Origin of the sequence: Corynebacterium sp. KPL1814 (genome assembly GCF_000478175.1) — a bacterium.
Lineage (GTDB): Bacteria > Actinomycetota > Actinomycetes > Mycobacteriales > Mycobacteriaceae > Corynebacterium.
In genome coordinates, this window is sequence record NZ_KI515775.1 from 109,692 (window position 1) to 129,978 (window position 20,287).

Genomic DNA, 20,287 nt, shown 5'->3' on the forward strand with positions numbered 1-20,287 from the left:
TGAAAATCATGAAGCCGATTCGAAGCGCCACCGCAGCAGTCCTGACCACCGTACTCGCCCTGTCTGGTACCACGGCAGTGGCTTCTGCGGAGCTTACCGCGGCCCCGCAGGTTCAGCAGGTTTCCACCCTTGCTGAAAAGTACAACGTTACTTTGCCCAGCTTTCTAAAGGCCGCACCTGAAGCTGAATCGGAAGTAGCAGCGGAAGAAGCGCCTACGGCTGAAGCCGCTCCGGAGCCACAGGCCTTCGAGGCCCCGCAGGTTGCCGCTGACTTGCAGGTAGCCACCGCCGATCACCTAGCCCAGGCTGGTCACCACCCAGATGAGACCGCAACCGCTATCGCACAGGAATGGGCAAACCAGGGTGCAGGCGGTGAGCTTACGTACTACGGCGACGTGGCAAGCGGCGTGACCCACATCGATGAGGGGCAAGGCAACGTCTACCGTCTGTCTGAAGAACAAGCCCAGGAGCGCCTCAACTGGTTCAACCGGGGCCTCGAGGTAACGCCTGGACCCGAGTACGGTTATGGCGTCGCTACAGCCTTTGACGGCGAGTTCATCTATATCGCGGAATACTTCCTCAACTAGTTCTTTTCCCACGAAATCTGCCCCCGATTCTCCTGATGTCCGTGCGCATGGCAGAGCAGTCATGACGCAGTGGGAACAACATTGGTAGAATCGGGGGCATGATTTTGATTAACGTACAGTTCCACGTAAAGCCTGAGTACGCCGATACTTTCCTTGACGAGATCAACTGGTACACCGAGGCTTGCAACGCCGAGCCGGGTTGCATCGACTTCAAGTGGTACCGCGATCCGGAAGATTCTCAGCGCTTCCTGCTGCTCGAATCCTACGCAGATGGCAAGGACGTAGAGCACGTTCAGGGCGAGCACTTCAAGCGCGCCTGCGACGAATTCCCCAAGTACCTCGTAGAAACCCCTGACATCATCAATGTCCACATCGATGGCCGCACCGGTTGGGACAAGATGGGCGAGTTCGCCGTCGATTAATCTCGCTGCCTAGTACTAAAGCCCGCACTCAGGTGAATCATGAGTGCGGGCTTCATTTATGCCTTCACCTACGACTCAGAACGTATAACCCCGCCCTTCGCGCTCACTGGCGGGGACCCCGCCAGTGAGATCGGACCGCCCCGTGAGCGCGAAGGGCGGGCTGCAACTGAGGCCGGGTCTGGCGCGGGGCAGGAGGCCGGCCAGGTTGGGTTAGCTACCTACCGCCGCGCTCTCCGTTAAGCCTGGCATTGTGAGGACACGCTCTTGTCGTATTTGGAATATTGCTTCAGAGCGTCATAGAAGGCGTCGGAATAGCCGCTGGCGCCTTCGGGAAGCGGGTGCACGCCATCGGAGTAGAGCATGTCCGGATTATTCTCGGCGTAACCACACCAGTCGGCGATATAGGCGTTGTCGTATTCCTTAGCAGCGTCGATGACGTCCTGCTGGGACTGCGCCATCCACTCGCGGTCACCGTAGGGAACAACCATTACCACGGTATGGTCCTTGCCGATGATGTCCATGGCCTGGCTGATTTGATTTGGCTGGGCGGCGCCGTTGGTACCGAAGCCCAAAAATACGGTATCGCGCAATGTACCGGCATCCTTCATTTGCTGAAGGATTTGGATACCCACCGTGTAGTGGCGGGATTCCTGGGCATCGATATAAATGCCAGGGAATCGTTGGCTGAGGGCATCACTAGCCGCCAGCATCACCGAATCACCGATCGCGGTAATGTCCGTTCCCTTCGGGATGGGGCGGGTCTTGGCGTCGTCCTTTTCCTTCGCCCCGTCTTTATCGTCTTCAGTCGATGCTGTCGACGGCGCGGATGCCTCCGGTGGAGGTGGGTTATTGCTTTCGTTTTGCTGCTGGAGCTGGTCGAGCTGCTGCTCCAACTCGGTCTTGTCGCTGGAATTGACCACGCCGTAGACAACACCAACCAGAGAAGCGACAACCAAGAGCGGGACCACTGGCCACATGGCCTTGCCAAAGCCATCCTTGATTTCGCTGAAGCTCGGGCGCGATGCCCAGTAGTTCTTCCACGTCTTCTTGTAGCCTCCGCGGCGGAAGGGGTTCTCGATGAACTGATAGGAGATCTCCGAGAGGATCAGGGAGATGGGGATGGCGATCAAGCCTAGAATCCAGGAATCTTCAGCATTCTGATTGCCGTGGAATAGTGCCTGCAAAATCATGATGACCGGCCAGTGCCAGAGGTACAGCGAGAAGGAACGCTGACCGAACCACCGCATGACCTTCGTCCTAAATAGCGGCGTCATCGGGCCATATTCGTGAATGACGCCCCACACCATGAGGGCACCAAGGATGCTGGTGAGGAAGAGGCCGCCGCGGTAGGTAAATTCGGCATCGTCAGGCATGAGGAATAGCTGCGCAACGTAGCCGATAAGCGCCAAGAAGCCAATGATGCCGGCGGCGCGGGTTTCTACCTTGCCGGTGGTGGCCCAGGAATCCGCGTTGGGATCGGACTTCGTAGAGGTCATCAACAAGGAGAGGACTGCACCGGTCAACAGGCCGAAAGCGTGGGTATCCGTGCCGTAGTACACGCGGGTGGGATCTTCGCCTGGGGTGAAGATAAACCACATGGCCGCGAAGGAGGCAAGCCCCAGCACGCTGGCGACGACGACCGGAAGGCGGCGCGGCTGGCGTGACGAGATGCGGAAAATACCCAGCATGAGCAGTGGCCAGATGAGGTAGAATTGCTCTTCTACGGCGAGTGACCAGTAGTGGGCGAATACCTGGATCTCGTTATCGGCGAAATAGGATTGCGAGGTCGTAATCTGTGTCCAGTTATTGACAAAGAACAGGGTGCCGAAGAATTGCTGACGCAGGCCGACGGCCAAATCGCCGCCAACCCACGCAACGATTGCCGTACAGAAAACGAGCACGGCGACGGCGGCCGGCAGGATGCGCCTAAAGCGCCGGACCCAAAAGTCTTTCAGGCTAATCGTCCCAGACGAGCGGTATTCGCGCACGAGGAGCGAGGTAATAAGGAAGCCGGAGAGGACGAAGAACATGTCCACGCCCAAATAACCGCCGGGTAGGGCGTCGCCGAAAAAGTGGTACAAGACAACGGCGATAACGGCTAGGCCGCGCAGGCCGTCAAGGCCCTTGACTTGGCGTAGCCGCGCGTGGCGCTTCTTGCGCACGCTTTTATCCTCTGGCGGTATTGCAAGTACTTCAGAGTCGTTTTGTTGATTCTGCAAGGGGTATTTCGATTCATTGGCGCCCTGCTTGCCTTGCGCAGACGACTGCTCCGCAGAGTGATTGGCTGCAGGTTGTTGTTCCCGCGCGTTCTCTTCGGCAGGGCGCTTAGCCTGAAAGGCCTTCGTGGGCGCGGTCTTCTCTCCGCTTGGGTTCCCAGGATTTTGTTCTTGCGCAGAGGCGGACCCCTGGATAGAGGCAGGCTCCTGGACGGAGGCGGGGCCCTGTGCCGCGGCGGATTCTTGTGCGGTTTGGCGCTGTTCTGGTCGCTTGCGACTAGATGCGCGCTGTTCAGGCTTGTGTTGCTTGGGCTTTTGGGCGGGCCAAGACTGCTGGGTGGGAAATTCAGGGGTTCCTTGCACGCCGTTTGCCGAATCATCGGCGGGCTTAGCAGGGCCAGAAGGCTTAGCCGTGCCTGAAGGACGAGCGGAGTCGAAGGGCTGAGTAGTGCCGGATGACTGGGACGGGCTAGCCGAGTTTTTAGGGTGAGAAGAACTCGAGGAACCAGATGAGTTGGAGGAACGGGAACTACTAGGACTGCCGGACGTACCGGCGGGGCTCGCAGGGAATTCCTTCGTCTCGGCCGCCGGTTGCTGTGGCTTCTTAGAACCTTTGGCCGTGGCTGGCTTTATCGGTTGGCGCTTTTTCGCCTCGTCCTTTTTCTGCGGGGAACCGTTCTGCTTGTTTTGGGCAGTCCCTTTAGGCGTAGAGGCTTTGGAGGCCTTCGCATTTTGGGCGCGAGTTGCCTGCTTTTGTTGCGGCGTGGGCGTACCTATCTGGCGCGACTGGCGCGCGAGACCACGGTTGATGTCCGTAGGCTTTGTTTGTGCAGCTTTATTACTGTCCTGCTTGTCTTTGGACTGTGGTGTTGACTTGCTGTTTTGCCCACTCGAGCGGGGAGCTTGTTGTTGCTTCCGCGCGCCCTTTTCAGTGTGGCTCTCCGCATTCGGTTCGGCGGATGCGGTGGAATTAGGCGTGGAAGCCCTAGTGGAGGAATCACCTGTAGGCCCACCTGTTTGCCGCGTCGAAGGCGGCGTGGCCTCATTACGCTCGGAATCTTTCTTCCCCAGCAGCGAGCGCAGAAAACGATTCACATGAACTCCCATTGCACTACGAAAATGTACTAATCGGCCAATTTTAGACCGCGAGCAGCGCCATTACCCTAAGTAGAGAGCACGGCGTGGCGCGGGAAATTGGCAATGTTTTACGGATAAATGGTGAAAGAAGAAAGTCTAATCCTGTTGGCTGGCAAAAAGCTGATTCAGCACTGTCAGCACCCCATACTCGGTATTGGGTGGGGCGATTGTATCTGCAATGGCCTTGAGCTTAGGGTGCGCATTGTCCATGGCAATGGCGGTTCCAGCGGCTTGGAGGAGTTCGAAATCGTTGAGGAAGTCCCCAAACGCCGCGGTGCGGGACTGGGGGATCTCGAGCAAGGACGCCATCGTTTCTAGCGCCACCCCCTTATTGACCCCGGCCGCCATCACATCGAGCCACACTGCCCCAGATACCGCAATATTGTGTTCGGGCACGGCCTCGCGCAGCGGATCGTGAAGGTGTTTTTCGCTGCCGTCGGCGCAGAAGGCCGCGATTTTGATAATTTCCTCATCGAGCAGATCGTGTAAGTCATCTACCCAGCTGATGGATTTATAGTACTTGGAGATCTCGGCGGAAGCTTGCTTGTCGATGCCCCTTTCCACAAACGCCGTAGCCGGTGTGCACAGCACCACGGTGTGCGGTTGAGCGACCGCGTCGAGCGCAGTTACCGCGGCGTGGACGGCCGGTGATGGGAGGGGAGTGGTGCTCAGCAGCTCGTCATTGTGCACAACCACGGAGCCATTTTCCGCAATAAAGGTCTCCCCATGAGGAAACATCTCTTGCAGGGTGGCGAGCTGGCGCCCCGATGCCGGAACGAGGGTGACGTCAAGCTCGGTTGCACGCTCGCTGGTCGCCGCGAATCCTGGCGGCAAGTCGCCGTTTCCATCGAGTAGGGTGCCGTCCATGTCTAGGGCGATAAGCTGTGGAAACAAGATTAAGACCTATCTGTGAAGTCGCAAACGGTAGCTAGGTACATGAGTTGTGTGTCACAATAGAGGATATGACTAATGATGCACCTATCGTGTCCTCAATCCGCAACCATACCGGAGTCATTGAGCTCAACCGCCCAAAGGCTCTCAACTCGCTGAGCCCAGAGATGATCGATCTCATCGCCGCCGCTTTGGAGAAGTGGCGGGGTGATGACGAGGTGGAGCAGGTTCTTCTGACTTCTACTAACCCCAAGGCTTATTGCGCGGGCGGCGATGTCCGCTTGGCTCGCGATGGCATCGTCGACGGCAACTACGACGAGGTGGATGACTTCTTTGCCTCGGAATACACCCTCAACGGGGATATCGCGGAATACCCCAAGCCGGTCATCGCGCTGGTGGATGGCATCGCTATGGGCGGCGGGCTTGGCGTGTCCGCGCATGGCTCTCATTGCGTGGTCACGGATAAGACCTTTGCGTCCATGCCGGAGATGAATATTGGCTACGTTACGGATGTGGGCATGGCGTATGCCTCCCAAAACGCGGTGGGTACGCGCGGTAAGGCCTCGCCAGAGCTCGCGAAATTCTGGGGCATTACCGGCTACCGCATGTACGCGGCTGACCTCGTGTGGAGCGGGCTGGCTACTGACTACGTAAAAGACGGCGATGCCTTTGCCAGCGACGTCATTGACTTGGGCATTGACGCTGCGCTGGACAAGCACTCCATGCAGCCGGAAGATGAGGCCCCGCTTGCAAAGCTCATCGAGGGGATCGAAGCCAGCTTCCGCCACGATTCCTGGCAGGACATCACCGCGGCTGCAGAGGAGTACCCAGAACTGAAGGAGCTGGTGGAGAAGCTCACCGCGCAGGCTTGCCCGACTTCCATCGTGGCCGCTCTGGAGCTCTACCGGGCAGAGGCGAAGTGCTCGAGCATTCGCGATGCCCTTGAGCTGGAAAAGAAGTTGGGTGCTTATATGTATCGCCGCGATGACTTTTCCGATGGCGTGCGCGCGGTATTGGTGGATAAATCCAATGATGCGGCATTCAATCCGGCAAGCGTCGCGGAGGTGGATGCAGACGCCATTCGTGACGTATTAGCTAAAGGTTAATCCCGCGGAAGGAGGCATAGGCCGCTCGGGCCTGCGCCTCATTGATCTCTGGGGGTGGGGTAGCCGCCAGCGTTGCCTCCGTGGCCGCGGATGTGGGCTGCGGCAAATGCAGCGCTTCGGAATCGAGGAGGACGAGGCCGACGCGGCCATCGGCAAGCGTGGTGCCCACCAGCGTCCACATGCCCAAGATAGGCAGGGCCAGCTGGGGTACCTGCCGGGCGCGCGCATAGTCCAAGGGTAGCGCGGGCCGAATTAGCGCCGGCACCTGGTGATCGATGCCGAAGCGGTACAGGTTCGCGGCGGCCTGCGCGGCTGCGGTGTCCTTGACGGCGGGATCGGCCCACGCCCATAGGAATCGTTTCTCCGAAATGGTGGCGATGAGTACCGCCGTGGCTTCGGCCTTCCCGCCGGAGTAGCGGATCCCCGCAGTGGCCTCGTCCGCATTGAGGTGCACCGTGGCCTCGGGGAAATTGCCCTGGAAGTACATCTGGTGCTCCATGCCGTAATAAAAGGCATCCTCGATGATGCGGGTATCCTTCATGCCTGGCTCGATGGCGGTGATCTGCGGCGCGCCCTCTGCGCTAGAAAAATACAGCGTCGTTCCATCGGAAAAATGCTCGGCGGACTCCGCAGCATAGTCCGCGTCAGTCTCTGCGACCGTAATGCCTAAGTGGTGGGCGAGTTCGTGCACAGCCCGCTGCTCATCAATGTCTGGCGCGCTGCGGCGAATGCCTGCAACAACGCTGGTGGGAAAATCGAGGCGAGGGTGAAAATCCACAGCAATAATCGCCTCATGATCTCCTTGTTGTGCCCGCAGTACCGGGGCATTGCCGGCCAAGAGGCGAGCGAGGGGGATAAACTTCGCCGGATCATCCCCGCCCTGCGGCAGGTCAGCTTCCGCCTGCAATGCCCACCGCCAGGCGGGCGAGCCGGCGCGATCAATAACGGCGATGCGCGTGCCCCGGAAGTCTGTGACACCGGAGGACGAGCTACAGCGGATCTCCACGGGCTGATTGTGGCTAAGGCGCCCCTCGGCATCCGTTGAGGGGGTAAGGAAATTAAATTCCACGTCGGTGGTATCACCCAGGTGGGCCCGGAAGGCGGCATCAAGGCCTGCCTGAATGAAGCAGGCATCGCGGGTGGCCTGGGCAAGCGAATTCGAAGTATCCATAATTACCTACGAGGATACTGAAACCTCATACGAGGCCGCGCAGGGTGGCAAAGGCGTGGTGAACCAGCTCATCGCGTTCCCGTTTGCTGGGGGTCCTGCCCATTTCGCAGCGTCTTTTCAGCTCTTGCTGGCAGGCATTGCCGGTGCTGCCACACGCGTTCAAAATGATGGTGAGCTCGAAGGCCGAATATTCGGGGTAGCGCTCTTGAAAGGCGACGATGACACGGTGCGTGACGCTATCGAATTTCTTCTTTTCCTCGGCGGTGTGACTGAGGTTTTCCATCGCCTCGCCGATCTTGAACAGGCTGTGCAGCGAGCGCAGCTCCATGTCTTCATTGTCTAGAGCATCAATGAGCGTTAACTCCAAGACCGAAGAGATGGGCTCGCCGGGAAATGCGGTGGGAATATCCTCTGCGAATGCCTCGAGGACATCCGCGGTGTAGTGCAAGAGGGAATCGGCCACGGAAGAAAAATAATTATGGAACGTGCGCGGGGACACCCCGACGGCGCTGGTGATATTGGAGACCGTGACTGCCTCAGCGCCGCCGTCCAAGGCGAGGCGGGCCGCGGCATCAGACATGGCCTGGCGCGTTGCTCGCTTCTTGGATTCGCGCAAACTAGTCACGATGAACCTTTCCTACCTTGTCGTGCTGAAAGCGCATGAGTGCCTCGCGCTCCTTGTGCAGGGCTTCGCCCTCGATATCCATATTAGGCACGATCTTATTCAACCACTTAGGGAACCACCACGCCTTGTCTCCCAAGAGGAACATGGTGGCGGGGATGACCATCATGCGGATAACGAAGGCATCGATAAGCACGCCCATTGCCAGGGCAAAGCCCATGGTCTTAATGAATGGCTCGTCCATCAGGATAAACGCCGCGAATACCGAAATCATGATCAGTGCTGCGGCCGTGACCACGCGTGCGCCGTGCTTAAAGCCATTCGAGGTCGCGTTGGCGGCGGTCTTGCCGCTGACGTAGCCCTCGCGCATGCGGGTGACCAAGAAGACCTGGTAGTCCATGGCCAGGCCAAAGGTCAGGCCAATGAGCATGATGGGCAGGAAGGATAGCAGCGGCTGCGGGTCGTTGACGAGGCCGAACATGCCCTCTTGCCAGATGCCAACGGTAATGCCGAAGGTGGCGGCCACGGAAAGCCCGTAGCCTGCGGCGGCAATGAGTGGAACCCAAATGGAGCGGAAGACCAGCATTAAGACGATGAAGGCAAGGCCCAAGACGATGGCCACGTACGGTACGAGCACGCTACTCAGGCGCTCAGAAATATCGTCGAAAATCGGGGTGATGCCGGTAATGCCGTAGGAACCGCCGTCCTTAGAAAATTCGCCCTGATACTCGCGCAGGCGCTCCAAGGTCTCGGTGGTTTTCTCATCGGTTGCGCCGGTGGTCGGCGTGATCATGATCTGGGCGGCATCGCCATTGTCCGTGGTCTGGATGATTTGGGCGTTTTCTACACCCTCGGTGTCGTTGAACTTGTGGAGGAGATCCTGGAAGGCCGGCATGCGGTCTTGTTCGGAGACGTCTTCCACATTGACAAAGGCGATCATCGGGGCATTGCGGCCTGGGCCAAAGGCCTCCTCGGACATTTCGTAGGCCTCACGCTGTGGGGTGCCGGGTTTAGCGGAGCCATCGGTAGGCATGGCCAGGCGCATACTTGCAAATGGGATGGCCAGGATGGCAAGCACGATGACGCCTACGCCTAGGTGTAGCCACGGGTGGGCGCGCACACGGCGGACCCAGCGCAGGCCCATGGTTGGTTTCTCGTCCTCGGGGTCTGGAACCTTTGGGCCGGGCACGCGTCCGGCGAAGATCTTGGTGCCCAGCAGGCCCAGCACGGCGGGGATAAAGGTATTGGCCACTAGCACGGCGATGACCACGGTGCCCGCAGCGGCGATAGCCATGGTGGACAGGAATGGGATGCCGATAATGGTCAGGGCCGCCAGGGCGATGACCACCGTGGTACCGGCGAAGACGACGGAGCCGCCGGCGGTGCCCAGCGCCATGCCCATGGCGTGAGCGCGGGTGCCTTTATCCATCTTCTTCAGCTCCTTGGCCAGTTCCTTTGGCGTCAGGTTATTCAGGCCCGAGGAGGTGATGAGCTCATTGCGGAAGCGGTTGACAATGAACAGGGCGTAGTCGATGCCCACGGCGAGGCCGATCATGGAGGCCAGCGTCGGGGTCATATCGGAGACGGTATCGGTAAAAATGGTGGCCAGCTGCACGCCGAGGATGCCGATGCCCACGCCGATGACGGCGGAAATCAGCGGCATGCCAGCAGCTACGAAGGAGCCGAAGGTCACCAGCAATACGAGGGCGGCAACGACCATGCCGATGAGCTCGGCACTGCCGTTCATGCCGGCCTCGGCCATTGAAAAGGCATTGCCCTGGTACTTAACGGAGAGGCCGTCGCCGTCATGCTCGTGCAGGACATCCGTTACCGCAGCCATTTCGTCATCGTTGATGTCCATGACATCCGCGGCATCGAAGGCGATGGTGACGGTGCCGGTGGTCTTATCTTCGCTCAGCGGGGAAAGCTGCTGCAGGTTCTTCGCAACCTGCTCTTCGGGCATGCCCTGGGCCCGCATCTGCTCGCCCATCTGCTTTTCCATGCCAGCGGCGGCGAGGACTGGGCTGACCAGCTCTTCTTGGTTCTTCAGCGCACCGGTGTCCTTGAGGTCCTGGAGCAGCTTATCGATGTCCCCTGCAACGGCATCATCGCTTAGCTCCTTGCCCGCAGGGGCCTGGATGACCACGGTGCCTTCTGGGGCGCTCATGGCATCGGTATCTTGCTCGAAGTGCTCCATCATCTCTTCTTGAGTGGCGGTGGAGTCCATCTCCGGCATGGCGAAGTTGGGGTTCGGGGTTTTGGCAAAGCCGGCGGTGAGGCCGACCATCGCCACCAAGACGATGAGCCAGAAGGCGAGGAAGGGCCATACCGTGCGGTAGGACCAGCTTCCCAGCCGGTAGAGGAATCTGGACATGGGGTGAGCTCCTTAATGAGTGAGAGAGTGGGCGCTGCTTCTAAATTCGTGCATAGTCTATGCAATCTTGCGGAAATGGTGCAAAGTAAGGTGCAGGTGGGCATAGTGTCGTAATAATGTGACCTATAACCCAGGCCTGCCCAGAGCGCACAGGGTGGCGCGAAGGATAGGTAGACTATCGCGCATGATTCACGCGGTAAGTTTCGCCCTCTTGGATTCGGTCAATGCCTTGCTCATTGGCATCCTCGTGGCCATCGGCATCATGCTCCCGCGCGGGAAGTACCGTTGGATTTCCGGCCTAGTCATCCTGGGAGATTGGTTAGGCGTGCTTACCGCCGCGGCCGTGGTCATGTTCGTGCTTTTGGGCGTGCGCGAACAGATAGCGGCCATCTTGGAGTCACCGATCGCCGGCGGCATCCTCATCATCGTCGGTATCGCCCTGGCCTTCGCCGCCTGGCATTCCCAGGGAAAACCCAATGCCTTAATCGGGCGCATGCTGCAACCACTGCGCAGGCCTTCCATCACCACCGTGCTTATCGGGTTTGTGATGGGCGTAGTCCAATCGCTGACCTCCGTGCCGTTTTATTTCGGCCTCATGTTCTTGGCCACCGAGGATTTGTCGCTCGCCGGCCAATACGGCGGCCTCTTGTGGTATGCCACCCTCGCGCTTTCCCTGCCGGTGGTGTGCGGCCTCTTCATCGCCGTGGTGCGCGCCCACCCAGACTCCGCTGCGGGCCGAGTCTTTGCTGCGGCGCGCGAAAACAGCACGCGGGTTGCGCTCATCAGCGGCTATGTCGTTGCCGCCTTCCTCATCATTATGGGTGTCGTGAATCTATAGGGATGCGCTAGTCAAAGTAGACATCATCAAGCGCGAGCTCAGAGCCAGACTGCTGCTGTGCAAGGTCCACGTAGCGCGCGGCGTGCGGGATAAACGCCGCGGATTGCTCGGCGGAAAGCGCGCGGCGCACGGTGGCCGGGACGCCGGCGGCCAAGGAACGCGCCGGGATATCCGCACCCTCGCGCACCAGTGCGCCGGCTGCGATGAGCGAACCGGGCCCGATGGTGGAGCGAGATAGCAGGGTAGCGGACATGCCCACTAGGCTGCCAGCGCCCACATGGGTGCCGTGGAGCATGGCCATGTGGCCTACCGTGACATCGTCTTCAAGGATGCACGGCGCCTCCCGCTCCACGTGGATAACGCTATTGTCCTGAACATTGCACCGGCTGCCAATGCGGATGGGGCCGACATCGCCGCGCAGCACGCAGCCATAAAAGACGGAAGAATCCGGGCCGATTTCCACATCACCAATGATGGTGGCATTCGGCGCGATCCAAGCGCTGCGGTGGATGCGCGGGCGCTTACCCTGGAAGGGATAGATAGGCATTATTCCACCACCACCGCGAGGCTGGGGGAAAGCTCGTACTCGCCGGAGATGGGGGCATCGGCAAGCGGAGCACCTGCAATCTCTGCCTGAGAAAGCGCGCTCGCCAGCGACGGCGTGATGGGGATGATCCAGCCGTGTTTGGGGTCTTTGACCGGCAGCGCATCCTTCGTTAAGGCGGGAAAATGCGCCGTGGTGGTGGGGGAGATAAGGGTTGCGGACTCGCGCGAGCCGGCGAGTTCGGCAAGGGCCCGCGCGCCCTGCTGACCGGTGATAATGATGATCAGCTGGTCGGCGGTCCTAATATCCAACCGGTCCACCTGCATGGTCGTCGCCGCGGAATCGGGCCGCGCCAAGTGCGGCGCCCCATTCCCGGTGAGCTTGGCAAGAGCGTCCAATAGTCCCATAACCCTTTAGTTTAGCCGCGTAGCTAGGAAGCGGGGTTGACCGCCGTAACATCGCCGCGCGTATTATGGGAGACCATGATTGATGCCAGCAATACCGCCCTTGTTATCGAAGGCGGCGGAATGCGCAATTCCTATACCGCCGCCTGCATAGTCAAACTCATCCAAGAAAACGTCACCTTTGGATGGGTAGGCGGGGTATCTGCCGGCGCCTCCCACACAGTCAATTACCTCTCGCACGATGCCAAGCGCGCGGAGGAATCCTTCACGGATTTTGTCAATAACCCCAGCTTCGGTGGCGTGGGCTCGCTGGTGCGCGGCAATGGCTATTTCAATGCGGAATATATTTATGAGCGTTCCGCGGATAAGGATATGCCTTTTGACTGGGAAGCGTACCGCAAGCATCCAGCGGATATGGTACTCGCCGCCGCGCGGGCCGATACCGGCGAATCCGTGTATTGGACCCGCGATGATGTGAAGGAACCAGAAGATCTGTATGTGCGGGTGCGCGCCTCCTCTACGCTGCCGCTGCTTATGCCCATTCGCATCATCGATGGCTCGCCCTATGTGGACGGCGCCTTGGGCTCGTCCGGCGGCATTACCATCGAGCAGGCGGAAGAGGCTGGCTACGAAAAATTCCTTTTCATCGGCTCCAAGCCGCGCGGGTATGTCCGCCCTGAGGTAGCGCGCCCGGCGATTACCCGCCGCATCTTCCGCAAGTACCCCGCTATTGCCGATGCCCTCATTGGCCGCCCGCCCATCTATAACGCGGCCAAGGACCGGCTCCTCGAGCTAGAGCGCCAGGGCAAGGCGCAGCTGTTTTTCCCGGAAGATATGCAGGTGGCCTCTACCGAGCGCAACGTGGATAAGCTGCGCGCGAATTACCAAGCCGGCAAGGCGCAAACCCATGCCGAGTGGCCAAAGTGGAAAGAATTCCTGCTGGATTAGCTCACCTCTGGGCCGTGGTGTGAGATCGCCCTCCTGATTCTTGGCGGTGACAGAAGGAATAATAGCGTGCGCTGCACTAATGGCGGTATTCGGTGCAAGGTGCCAAGCCTTCTCAGCTAGCTAAATCGCGTTTAGCTCCTAAGATTGCACAGAGTGTTAGCTATTTTTGATGGCCATATTTGGCTGAGCATTTTCTTCATGATCGTGCTCGGCACGCTTTTTGGCATGATTCCCTTTGGTCCGTTGCGCTTCGGCGCGGCGGGTACCCTTTTTGTCGGTTTAGCCTTCGGATCCTTTATTGATCTGGATGACAATATCCTCAGCTCCTTGCAGGAGCTGGGCCTGGGCCTCTTTATCTATATGCAGGGGCTATCTGCCGGCGAGGCCTTCTTCAAGGGCTTTTCCACCCAGCTAAAGCACATGTTGCTCGCCACGGTGGCGGTGATAGCCGCAGCGGCCGCGGCGCTGGGCGTAGGCAGCCTCATGGGGCTATCGCCGCTGGCGGTGACCGGCGTATTTTCCGGTGCAACGACGTCCACGGCATCGCTGGCCGTGGCCCAGCAGCAATCCGGCGAGGAGCTGCCCGCCGTGGGTTATTCATTGGCCTATCCGGTCGGCGTGGCCGTGGCCATCCTCCTCGTGGCATTCATCCTGCGGCATAGCTGGCCTGCGCAGAAGGACCAAGACCACTCGGCGGAAAAGATTTTCCGCTCGCGAACGATTAAGGTCACCCGCGATATTTCCTATGCCGAGCTGCGCGAGAAATTCGCGGATCATTTCGTCATTGCCACCATCCGCCGCGGCCGCGATATCGACGTGCCGGGCGATAACCCGGAACTGCACCGCGGCGATGTCCTGCGTGTGCTGGTGACCAAGGCAAAAGCTAAGGAGCTTACCGATGCACTGGGAAAGCGCCAGCCCCAAACCCCGTTTGTGGATAAGCGCTTGGTCAATGAGACCGTGGCCATTTCCAATGAGGATATTGAGGGCCGCAAGGTCAAGGAGTTAAACCTCTTTTCGCGCTACGGCGCGCGGATTGTGCGGGTGCGCCGCGGCGATGAGGAATTCCTTGCCACCAATGAAACCCACTTGGAATCTGGTGATGACCTAGAAATCGTGGTCAAGCATGACCGCTTGGGCGATGTCCGCGATTACTTCGGCGATTCCGTGACCGCATACTCGCAGCTTAATTGGGTAGCACTCGGCGGTGGGCTGACCATTGGCTACCTGATTTCCCTCATCGTGGTGCCGCTGCCCGGCGGCGCGTCCTTCGAGCTCGGGTTCGCGCTGGGCCCATTGATCACCGGACTGGTCCTCGGCGCCTTGCACCGCACCAGCCGCATTCCGTGGCAGATCCCGTCCCCGATTAATACTGCATTCCAGCAGTGGGGCCTTGCTATCTTCTTGGCCTCGGTGGGCCTGTCCTCCGGCGAGGCCTTTGTGTCCACCGCTTTCTCTTGGATGGGGCTGAAATCCATGGTGCTGGCCGCGATCATCGCCGTAATCATCATCGGGATTTTCGCGGTGGCCAGCCGCTTTATGGGGCAATCCGAAACCCGCACCTCCGGCGGAATTTCCGGTCTCTTTGGCCAGCCCGCGGTGGTCAATTACGCCACGGGCGCCAGCTCGGATTCGCGCATCCTCACCGGCTATACCTCTACCATCGTGGTGGCGCAGTTCATGAAGATCGTGGTCATCCCCGTCATGCTGCTCTGACGGGCGGCCGCGGTATTAATCCGCGACCAAGGTCTCCATGGTGAGCTCGGGGTGTTCCTTTTCAATGAAGGCGAGCTTCCACTTATCGCCAAATAGGGCGATGAGCTCGCCGTCCTGGCGGGTGAAGATCTCTACGCCGCGCTGGCGGCCGAGTTCCGGTGCGGATTCGGCATCGGTGCGCCGCGCCACGGAGTAGGGGATGGGCTCGGTGACGGTTTCGACGTTGTACTCGAATTCCATGCGGGCCTGCATGACCTCGAACTGCATAGGGCCGACCGCTGCCATGACCGGGGAGGCATCACCGCGCGCATCGTTGCGCAGGACCTGCACCACGCCCTCGGCAGAGAGCTGATCCAAGCCCTTGCGGAAGGCCTTGTACTTGCCCAGCGATTTCGCGCGCAGGATGCGGAAGGCTTCCGGGGCGAATTGAGGCATGGGCTTGAACTGCACCTTTTTGCCGGAATAGATGGTGTCACCGGGAGCTAGCGCGCCCGCGTTGACGAGGCCCACGATATCGCCCGGGTAAGCGGTATCCACGGTATCGCGGGTGCGACCAAAGACCGTCAGCGCATACTTGGTGGAAAAACTGCGGCCGGATTGGGCGTGGTTGACCTGCATGCCACGCTCGAATTCGCCGGAGACCACGCGCATAAACGCCAAGTTATCGCGGTGCTTTTGGTCCATGCCCGCCTGCACTTTGAATACGACGCCGGAGAAGTCATCGGCTACCTCGCGGACCTCATCGATGGCGCTGGTGGCGGCCTCCACGGCCTTGGGATCCGATTCGCGGGAATGCGGTGCCGGGGCGATGGCGCACAAGGTATCAAGGATCTGGTGGACACCGAAGTTCAGCATTGCCGAGGCGAAGATGAGCGGGGAGGTCACGCACTGCTCAAAGAGTTCTTGATCGTGCAGGGCGCCATCGGCGGCAAGCAGCTCGGCTTCCTCTACCGCGGTTTCCCACACGTCCTCTTCCTTTTCTTCTGCGGCCGCAGGATCGTAGTGCTCTTCCGGCGCAATGGTGGAACCACCGGCGGTGCGGATGAAGTGGATGTAGTTATCGGCCTCGCCGTCATCATTGATATGGGCCAGGCCGCGGAAATCGCCTGCGATGCCCACCGGCCAGTACAGCGGGGTGGGCTGCAGCTGGATTTCGTTCACGATTTCATCAACGAGTTCGAGCGGCTCGCGGCCCACGCGGTCCCACTTGTTGATCACCGTGACGATGGGCAGCCCGCGCGCCTTACAAACGCGGAAGAGCTTGAGTGTTTGTGGCTCGAGGCCCTTGGCGGCATCGATAAGCATCACTGCGGCATCCACCGCGGTGAGCACGCGGTAGGTATCCTCCGAAAAGTCCGCGTGACCTGGGGTATCAACCAGGTTGATCATATAAGGCTCGCCCTCGTGTCCCTCCGGGGCGTATTCAAACTGCAGCGCGGACGAGGCGACGGAGATACCGCGGTTTTTCTCCATGTCCATCCAGTCAGACACGGTGGACTTGCGGTTGCCCTTGCCGTGTACCGCGCCGGCCTCATTAATCACGTGCGCATGCAGCGCCAGCGCCTCCGTCAGCGTGGACTTACCGGCATCCGGGTGGGCGATAACGGCGAACGTGCGGCGGCGCGAGGCCTCAAAAGCGACAGAACTCATGCGCCATAGTCTAGTGCTTGAGCGCTACCACTCCACATTGAGGCGGCGGCCCAGATCCTCAAAGACGCGGTGGGCCACAGAGATATTCTTCGCAATCGGGCGCTGCACGCCCAGCGTGCGCTTATTATTGTAGTATTCCCCGGACTGAAAATGGATGCCCTCGGTGCCGGTGAGGAAGTAAGCCAAGTTCTCGCCGCCGGCCTCTGCGGTGCCAAAGGCCTTGCCGATGACCCCGGAATACACCTTGCCGGTAAGCCCGTTCGAGGACTTGCCAAACTCGGTGGCTAATACGCCCGGGTGAAAAGACACCGCGTTGATGCCGTGGGCATCGATAAACCGGGCGAGCAAGATATCCGCCAGCTTGGCATTGCCGTATGCGCGCTCTGGGCTGAAATGCTCCAGCGTATTGGGATCTGCCGGGTCGAAATTGGAGATCAGCATATTGGCCAAGGACGCCGTGTTGACCACGGTGGCGTTACTATCGCGCAGCTTTTCTTGCAGCAGGGATGTCAAAAGGAAGGGCGCGACGACGTTGACCTGCCACGTGCGCTCGAATCCATCGGCAGTCATGGTGGGGCCATCGAAGATACCCCCGGCATTATTGCCCAAAGCATCGATGCGCTCTAGTTGTTGCAGGTCATTAGCCAGCTGGCGCACTTGGGCAAGCGATTCGAAATTGGCGAGGAAATACTGTCCGTCCACCTCCTTTGCAACGGCCTTGGTCTTGTCCGGATTACGACCGATGATGACGAGGTTATCCTGCGGGCGCGTGCGGCGAATCTGCCGGGCGGCTGCGGCACCAATGCCTGACGATGCCCCGGTAATCACGATGGTCCTAGCGGCGGAATACGGCGAAGTCATACGCTAGATTCTAGCGATGGTCGCGACATTCGTTTGCGACATTCGTTCGTGATATTTCTCCGCGGCGTCCCGCCGCGCAGTTCCGCTTGGGGCTGGACGGGTCTATACTTCCGGTTTGTGAAGCGCCTGCTTTTTCTGCGGCAGTGGGGACCGGCGCGGCTAACAGCCACCGGGTTTCTACTGCTCATCCTGATAGGAACGGCATTGTTATTGCTGCCGTTCGCCGAGGCGGGAGATTCCCGCGCCTCGTTTTTATCTGCCCTTTTTACCGCAACCTCCGCGGTCTCGCTGACCGGGCTGGTCGTGGTCGATACCGGAAGTTTCTGGAGCCCAGCCGGGCAAGTGGTCATCTTGGCCCTCATCCAACTGGGCGGTTTGGGGATTATGTCGCTGGCCTCGCTATCTGGCTGGCTTTTAACCGGCCGGATTAGCTTTAAGGCGCGCAAGACCGGTGCCTATGAAAGCCGGCCCATCCTTGCCGGTGGCATCCGCCGCACCCTGATTTTTACCTTTGCCTTTACCGCGCTGGTAGAAAGCATTATCGCGGCGGCGGTCACCGCGCGCCTGATGGTGGGCTACGGGCATTCCTTCCCGCGGGCGTTATGGGAGGGCATCTTCCACGCCATTTCGGCGTTCAACAATGCCGGGTTTAGCACCAATAGTGATAACCTCGTGCCGTTTGTGGGCGATGCCTGGATCCTCCTGCCGCTGGCCGGAGCGGTCATCGGCGGCGGGCTGGGTTTCCCGGTCTGGGCGGAATTGATGCGTCACATGCGGCGCGGGTCGGAGGCGATGCGTCGCATCTCTATTACCGCGCGGATGACGCTGGCGGCCACCGGCGTGCTCATTGTGGCCGGCACGATATTTTTTGCCTTGACGGAGTGGAGTGGCGTACTGGCACCGATGACGTGGGGCGACAAGCTCCTCAACGCGTTCTTTGCCAGCGTGTCCCCGCGCACGGCCGGTTTTAATACCTTCGACTACGGTGAGGCTCACCCGGTAACGCTCATGGGTACCGATATCTTGATGTTTATCGGTGGCGGCTCGGCCGGTACCGCCGGCGGCATCAAGGTCACCACGGCGTGCGTGCTATTAGCCGCCATGGCCGCGGAGTTCTTGGGCAAGGAAAAGACTTCCATCTACCACCGCAGCCTTCCCCACAGTGTGACCCGGCAGGCGCTAGCATTGAGCTTTGCCGGGGTGCTGGTGGTGACCCTCGGCGTGGCGGCGCTGCGCTTTTTCGACCCGCAATTCAGCGGCGATCAGGTCTCCTTTGAGGTCATGTCCGCCTTTGCCACCGTGGGCCTATCCACCGGGATTACCGCCAGCTTGTCTGCACCCTCACAAATCGTGTTGTGCTTCATCATGTACTTGGGCCGCGTTGGCCCAACCACCCTGGTAGCAGCGTTGGCGGCCAAGAACCTCAGCCGCCGCTATAGCTACCCCGAAGAAAGGCCCTTCATTGGCTAGCATTTTTAAGGCGTTGGGCCACTCCCGCGCCACCCTGGACATTGCCCCGGTCGTCGTCATTGGCTTGGGGCGGTTTGGTTGCTCCCTGGCTGGCGAGCTCATGGGCCATGGGGTAGAGGTCCTCGGCATCGATTCCGACGAGAAGATTGTGCGTGAACGAGCGCCCCATTTAACCGAGGCCATTTCGGCGGATACCACCGATCCGGCGGCGCTGCGCCAGCTGGGCATCGATGAGGTGGAGCGGGTCATCGTGGGCATCGGCTCGCACTTGGAGGCGTCTATCCTCACCGTCTCCAATTTGGTGGAGCTGGGGGTCAAAGATATTTGGGCCAAGGCCAATTCGGAGGCCCACGAGCGCATCCTGCGCCAGATCGGCGCCCACCACGTCATCCGCCCCGAGCGCGATACCGGCCGCCGCGTGGCCTACCTCTTGGGCGGGCGCTTCCGCGATTTTGCTGAGATCGCCCCGTACTACGGCGTGACGCAGATGGCCGCGCCCTCCTCGATTACGGGTCGCCCGCTCGATTTGGGCGAGGTTTGGCGCACCCACCACGTGCAGTTGGTGTCGGTCTGCCAGGCGGAGGGTGCTTGGGCCCCGCTTGCCGATGCCACCCAGCTCGCCCCCACCGACTTCATCGTCGCCGCCGGCAGCCCGCAGGCGCTGGAGAAATTTTCCCAGTCTTAGCGCGAGTGAATGCGGTTTTGGGCTTGTACGAGCCCCTGGGTCGCGATGAGTTGGGCAGCTTCGGCGGCGGTGGCGATGGCGGTATCGAAGCCGGGGCCGGCATCGACAGGTGCTAAAACATAATCCGGAATCGACGAGCCCTTGGGCGGGCGCGCGATGCCAATGCGCACGCGCACATAATCCCGCGTGCCCAGGTTGTGCGTGAGCGATTTCAGCCCGTTGTGCCCATTTTCATTGCCGCCCTGCTTCAGACGAATTTTATTGGCCGGCAGGTCGAGCTCATCGTGGATGACGATGATGTGGTCTGCCGCAATGCCCAAAGCCTGCGCCAGCGGGGCAATCGGATCGCCGGAGAGGTTCATAAACGTTGTCGTGCGCACCGCCAGCGCGCGGGTATCGCCCCAGCGCAGCGGGGCTGCCTCGAGGTCCATTCCGCGCACCGGCTCAAGCACGTCGCCGCCTTGGGCCAGTACATCGTCGACGGCCATGTATCCCACGTTATGGCGAGTGGCGGCGTACTTCGCGCCGGGATTGCCCAGGCCAATGATGAGCCAGTCTGCCTCTAACTCGGCCGGGTCCAGCCCCTGCTGCGCTGGCGAGGGACCGCCGAAAAACCGGGCAATAAAATCTTTCAAAGCTGCCACG

General features: G+C 60.1%; 18 protein-coding genes. 8 read left to right on the forward strand and 10 right to left on the reverse strand.

Features of this window, described 5'->3' with window-relative positions; all coding sequences use genetic code 11:
* The first annotated feature begins 8 nt into the window (after window positions 1–8).
* Together HMPREF1257_RS04430 and HMPREF1257_RS04435 are read left to right on the forward strand one after the other, a co-directional pair.
* Window positions 9–587, forward strand: a complete 579-nt coding sequence (locus tag HMPREF1257_RS04430; protein ID WP_023026027.1) for a hypothetical protein — start codon at window positions 9–11, stop codon at window positions 585–587.
* A 98-nt stretch (window positions 588–685) separates the two neighbouring features.
* Window positions 686–1,009 carry a putative quinol monooxygenase gene (locus HMPREF1257_RS04435; RefSeq protein ID WP_005279956.1) on the forward strand — a complete coding sequence of 108 codons (324 nt, stop codon included), beginning with the start codon at window positions 686–688 and terminating at the stop codon, window positions 1,007–1,009.
* 236 nt (window positions 1,010–1,245) lie between these two features.
* Here the strand turns inward: HMPREF1257_RS04435 and HMPREF1257_RS04445 are convergent, their stop codons facing one another.
* Both HMPREF1257_RS04445 and HMPREF1257_RS04450 read right to left on the reverse strand, forming a co-directional pair.
* A complete protein-coding gene (locus HMPREF1257_RS04445; protein WP_023026031.1) occupies window positions 1,246–4,320 on the reverse strand; it encodes an acyltransferase family protein in 3,075 nt (1,024 codons plus the stop codon).
* 138 nt (window positions 4,321–4,458) lie between these two features.
* A complete protein-coding gene (locus HMPREF1257_RS04450; RefSeq protein ID WP_023026033.1) occupies window positions 4,459–5,256 on the reverse strand; it encodes an HAD family hydrolase in 798 nt (265 codons plus the stop codon).
* Between the two features lie 68 nt (window positions 5,257–5,324).
* Between HMPREF1257_RS04450 and HMPREF1257_RS04455 the strand changes: the two genes are divergently transcribed.
* Entirely contained in the window at window positions 5,325–6,359 is a 1,035-nt protein-coding gene (locus tag HMPREF1257_RS04455; RefSeq protein ID WP_023026035.1) for a 3-hydroxyisobutyryl-CoA hydrolase, read from the forward strand.
* Here the strand turns inward: HMPREF1257_RS04455 and HMPREF1257_RS04460 are convergent.
* From HMPREF1257_RS04460 to HMPREF1257_RS04470, 3 genes are read right to left on the reverse strand one after another with little or no spacing between them, the layout of a single operon-like run.
* The gene (locus HMPREF1257_RS04460; RefSeq protein ID WP_023026037.1) at window positions 6,349–7,530 is read right to left on the reverse strand and encodes a DUF6882 domain-containing protein; all 1,182 of its coding nucleotides are present in this window, start codon (window positions 7,528–7,530) and stop codon (window positions 6,349–6,351) included. The genes HMPREF1257_RS04455 and HMPREF1257_RS04460 overlap by 11 nt on opposite strands.
* Before the next feature lie 25 nt (window positions 7,531–7,555).
* Complete coding sequence (locus HMPREF1257_RS04465) at window positions 7,556–8,155, reverse strand: TetR/AcrR family transcriptional regulator (RefSeq protein WP_023026039.1); 600 nt, start codon at window positions 8,153–8,155, stop codon at window positions 7,556–7,558.
* Window positions 8,148–10,526, reverse strand: coding sequence for an MMPL family transporter (locus HMPREF1257_RS04470; RefSeq protein WP_023026041.1), 2,379 nt, complete (start codon window positions 10,524–10,526; stop codon window positions 8,148–8,150). The genes HMPREF1257_RS04465 and HMPREF1257_RS04470 overlap by 8 nt, the downstream gene beginning before the upstream one ends.
* A gap of 184 nt (window positions 10,527–10,710) precedes the next feature.
* On the opposite strand from HMPREF1257_RS04470, the gene HMPREF1257_RS04475 reads away from it, so the two are divergent.
* Window positions 10,711–11,364, forward strand: coding sequence for a hypothetical protein (locus HMPREF1257_RS04475; protein ID WP_023026043.1), 654 nt, complete (start codon window positions 10,711–10,713; stop codon window positions 11,362–11,364).
* A gap of 7 nt (window positions 11,365–11,371) precedes the next feature.
* Here the strand turns inward: HMPREF1257_RS04475 and HMPREF1257_RS04480 are convergent, their stop codons facing one another.
* Together HMPREF1257_RS04480 and HMPREF1257_RS04485 are read right to left on the reverse strand one after the other, a co-directional pair.
* A complete protein-coding gene (locus HMPREF1257_RS04480; protein ID WP_023026045.1) occupies window positions 11,372–11,911 on the reverse strand; it encodes a gamma carbonic anhydrase family protein in 540 nt (179 codons plus the stop codon).
* Window positions 11,911–12,315: a hypothetical protein gene (locus tag HMPREF1257_RS04485; RefSeq protein WP_023026048.1), complete on the reverse strand. Its 405-nt coding sequence runs from the start codon at window positions 12,313–12,315 to the stop codon at window positions 11,911–11,913. Before HMPREF1257_RS04485 ends, HMPREF1257_RS04480 begins: the two co-directional genes overlap by 1 nt.
* A gap of 75 nt (window positions 12,316–12,390) precedes the next feature.
* On the opposite strand from HMPREF1257_RS04485, the gene HMPREF1257_RS04490 reads away from it, so the two are divergent.
* Window positions 12,391–13,260, forward strand: a complete 870-nt coding sequence (locus HMPREF1257_RS04490) for a patatin family protein (protein WP_034659381.1) — start codon at window positions 12,391–12,393, stop codon at window positions 13,258–13,260.
* Window positions 13,261–13,413: 153 nt separating this feature from the next.
* A complete protein-coding gene (locus tag HMPREF1257_RS04495; protein WP_034659302.1) occupies window positions 13,414–14,976 on the forward strand; it encodes an aspartate:alanine exchanger family transporter in 1,563 nt (520 codons plus the stop codon).
* A 15-nt stretch (window positions 14,977–14,991) separates the two neighbouring features.
* Here the strand turns inward: HMPREF1257_RS04495 and HMPREF1257_RS04500 are convergent, their stop codons facing one another.
* Both HMPREF1257_RS04500 and HMPREF1257_RS04505 read right to left on the reverse strand, forming a co-directional pair.
* Window positions 14,992–16,626 (reverse strand): peptide chain release factor 3, encoded by a 1,635-nt coding sequence (locus HMPREF1257_RS04500; protein ID WP_023026054.1) that lies wholly within the window; start codon window positions 16,624–16,626, stop codon window positions 14,992–14,994.
* Between the two features lie 24 nt (window positions 16,627–16,650).
* Window positions 16,651–17,487 (reverse strand): SDR family NAD(P)-dependent oxidoreductase, encoded by an 837-nt coding sequence (locus HMPREF1257_RS04505; RefSeq protein WP_034659301.1) that lies wholly within the window; start codon window positions 17,485–17,487, stop codon window positions 16,651–16,653.
* A 117-nt stretch (window positions 17,488–17,604) separates the two neighbouring features.
* Here HMPREF1257_RS04505 and HMPREF1257_RS04510 point away from each other — a divergent pair, with 117 nt between their 5' ends.
* A complete protein-coding gene (locus tag HMPREF1257_RS04510) occupies window positions 17,605–18,957 on the forward strand; it encodes a TrkH family potassium uptake protein (protein WP_034659299.1) in 1,353 nt (450 codons plus the stop codon).
* The gene (locus HMPREF1257_RS04515; RefSeq protein ID WP_023026061.1) at window positions 18,950–19,642 is read left to right on the forward strand and encodes a TrkA family potassium uptake protein; all 693 of its coding nucleotides are present in this window, start codon (window positions 18,950–18,952) and stop codon (window positions 19,640–19,642) included. Before HMPREF1257_RS04510 ends, HMPREF1257_RS04515 begins: the two co-directional genes overlap by 8 nt.
* Here the strand turns inward: HMPREF1257_RS04515 and pth are convergent.
* Complete coding sequence (gene pth, locus HMPREF1257_RS04520; RefSeq protein WP_023026063.1) at window positions 19,639–20,286, reverse strand: aminoacyl-tRNA hydrolase; 648 nt, start codon at window positions 20,284–20,286, stop codon at window positions 19,639–19,641. The two genes, HMPREF1257_RS04515 and pth, sit on opposite strands and share 4 nt — an antisense overlap.
* Window position 20,287: the final 1 nt, after the last annotated feature.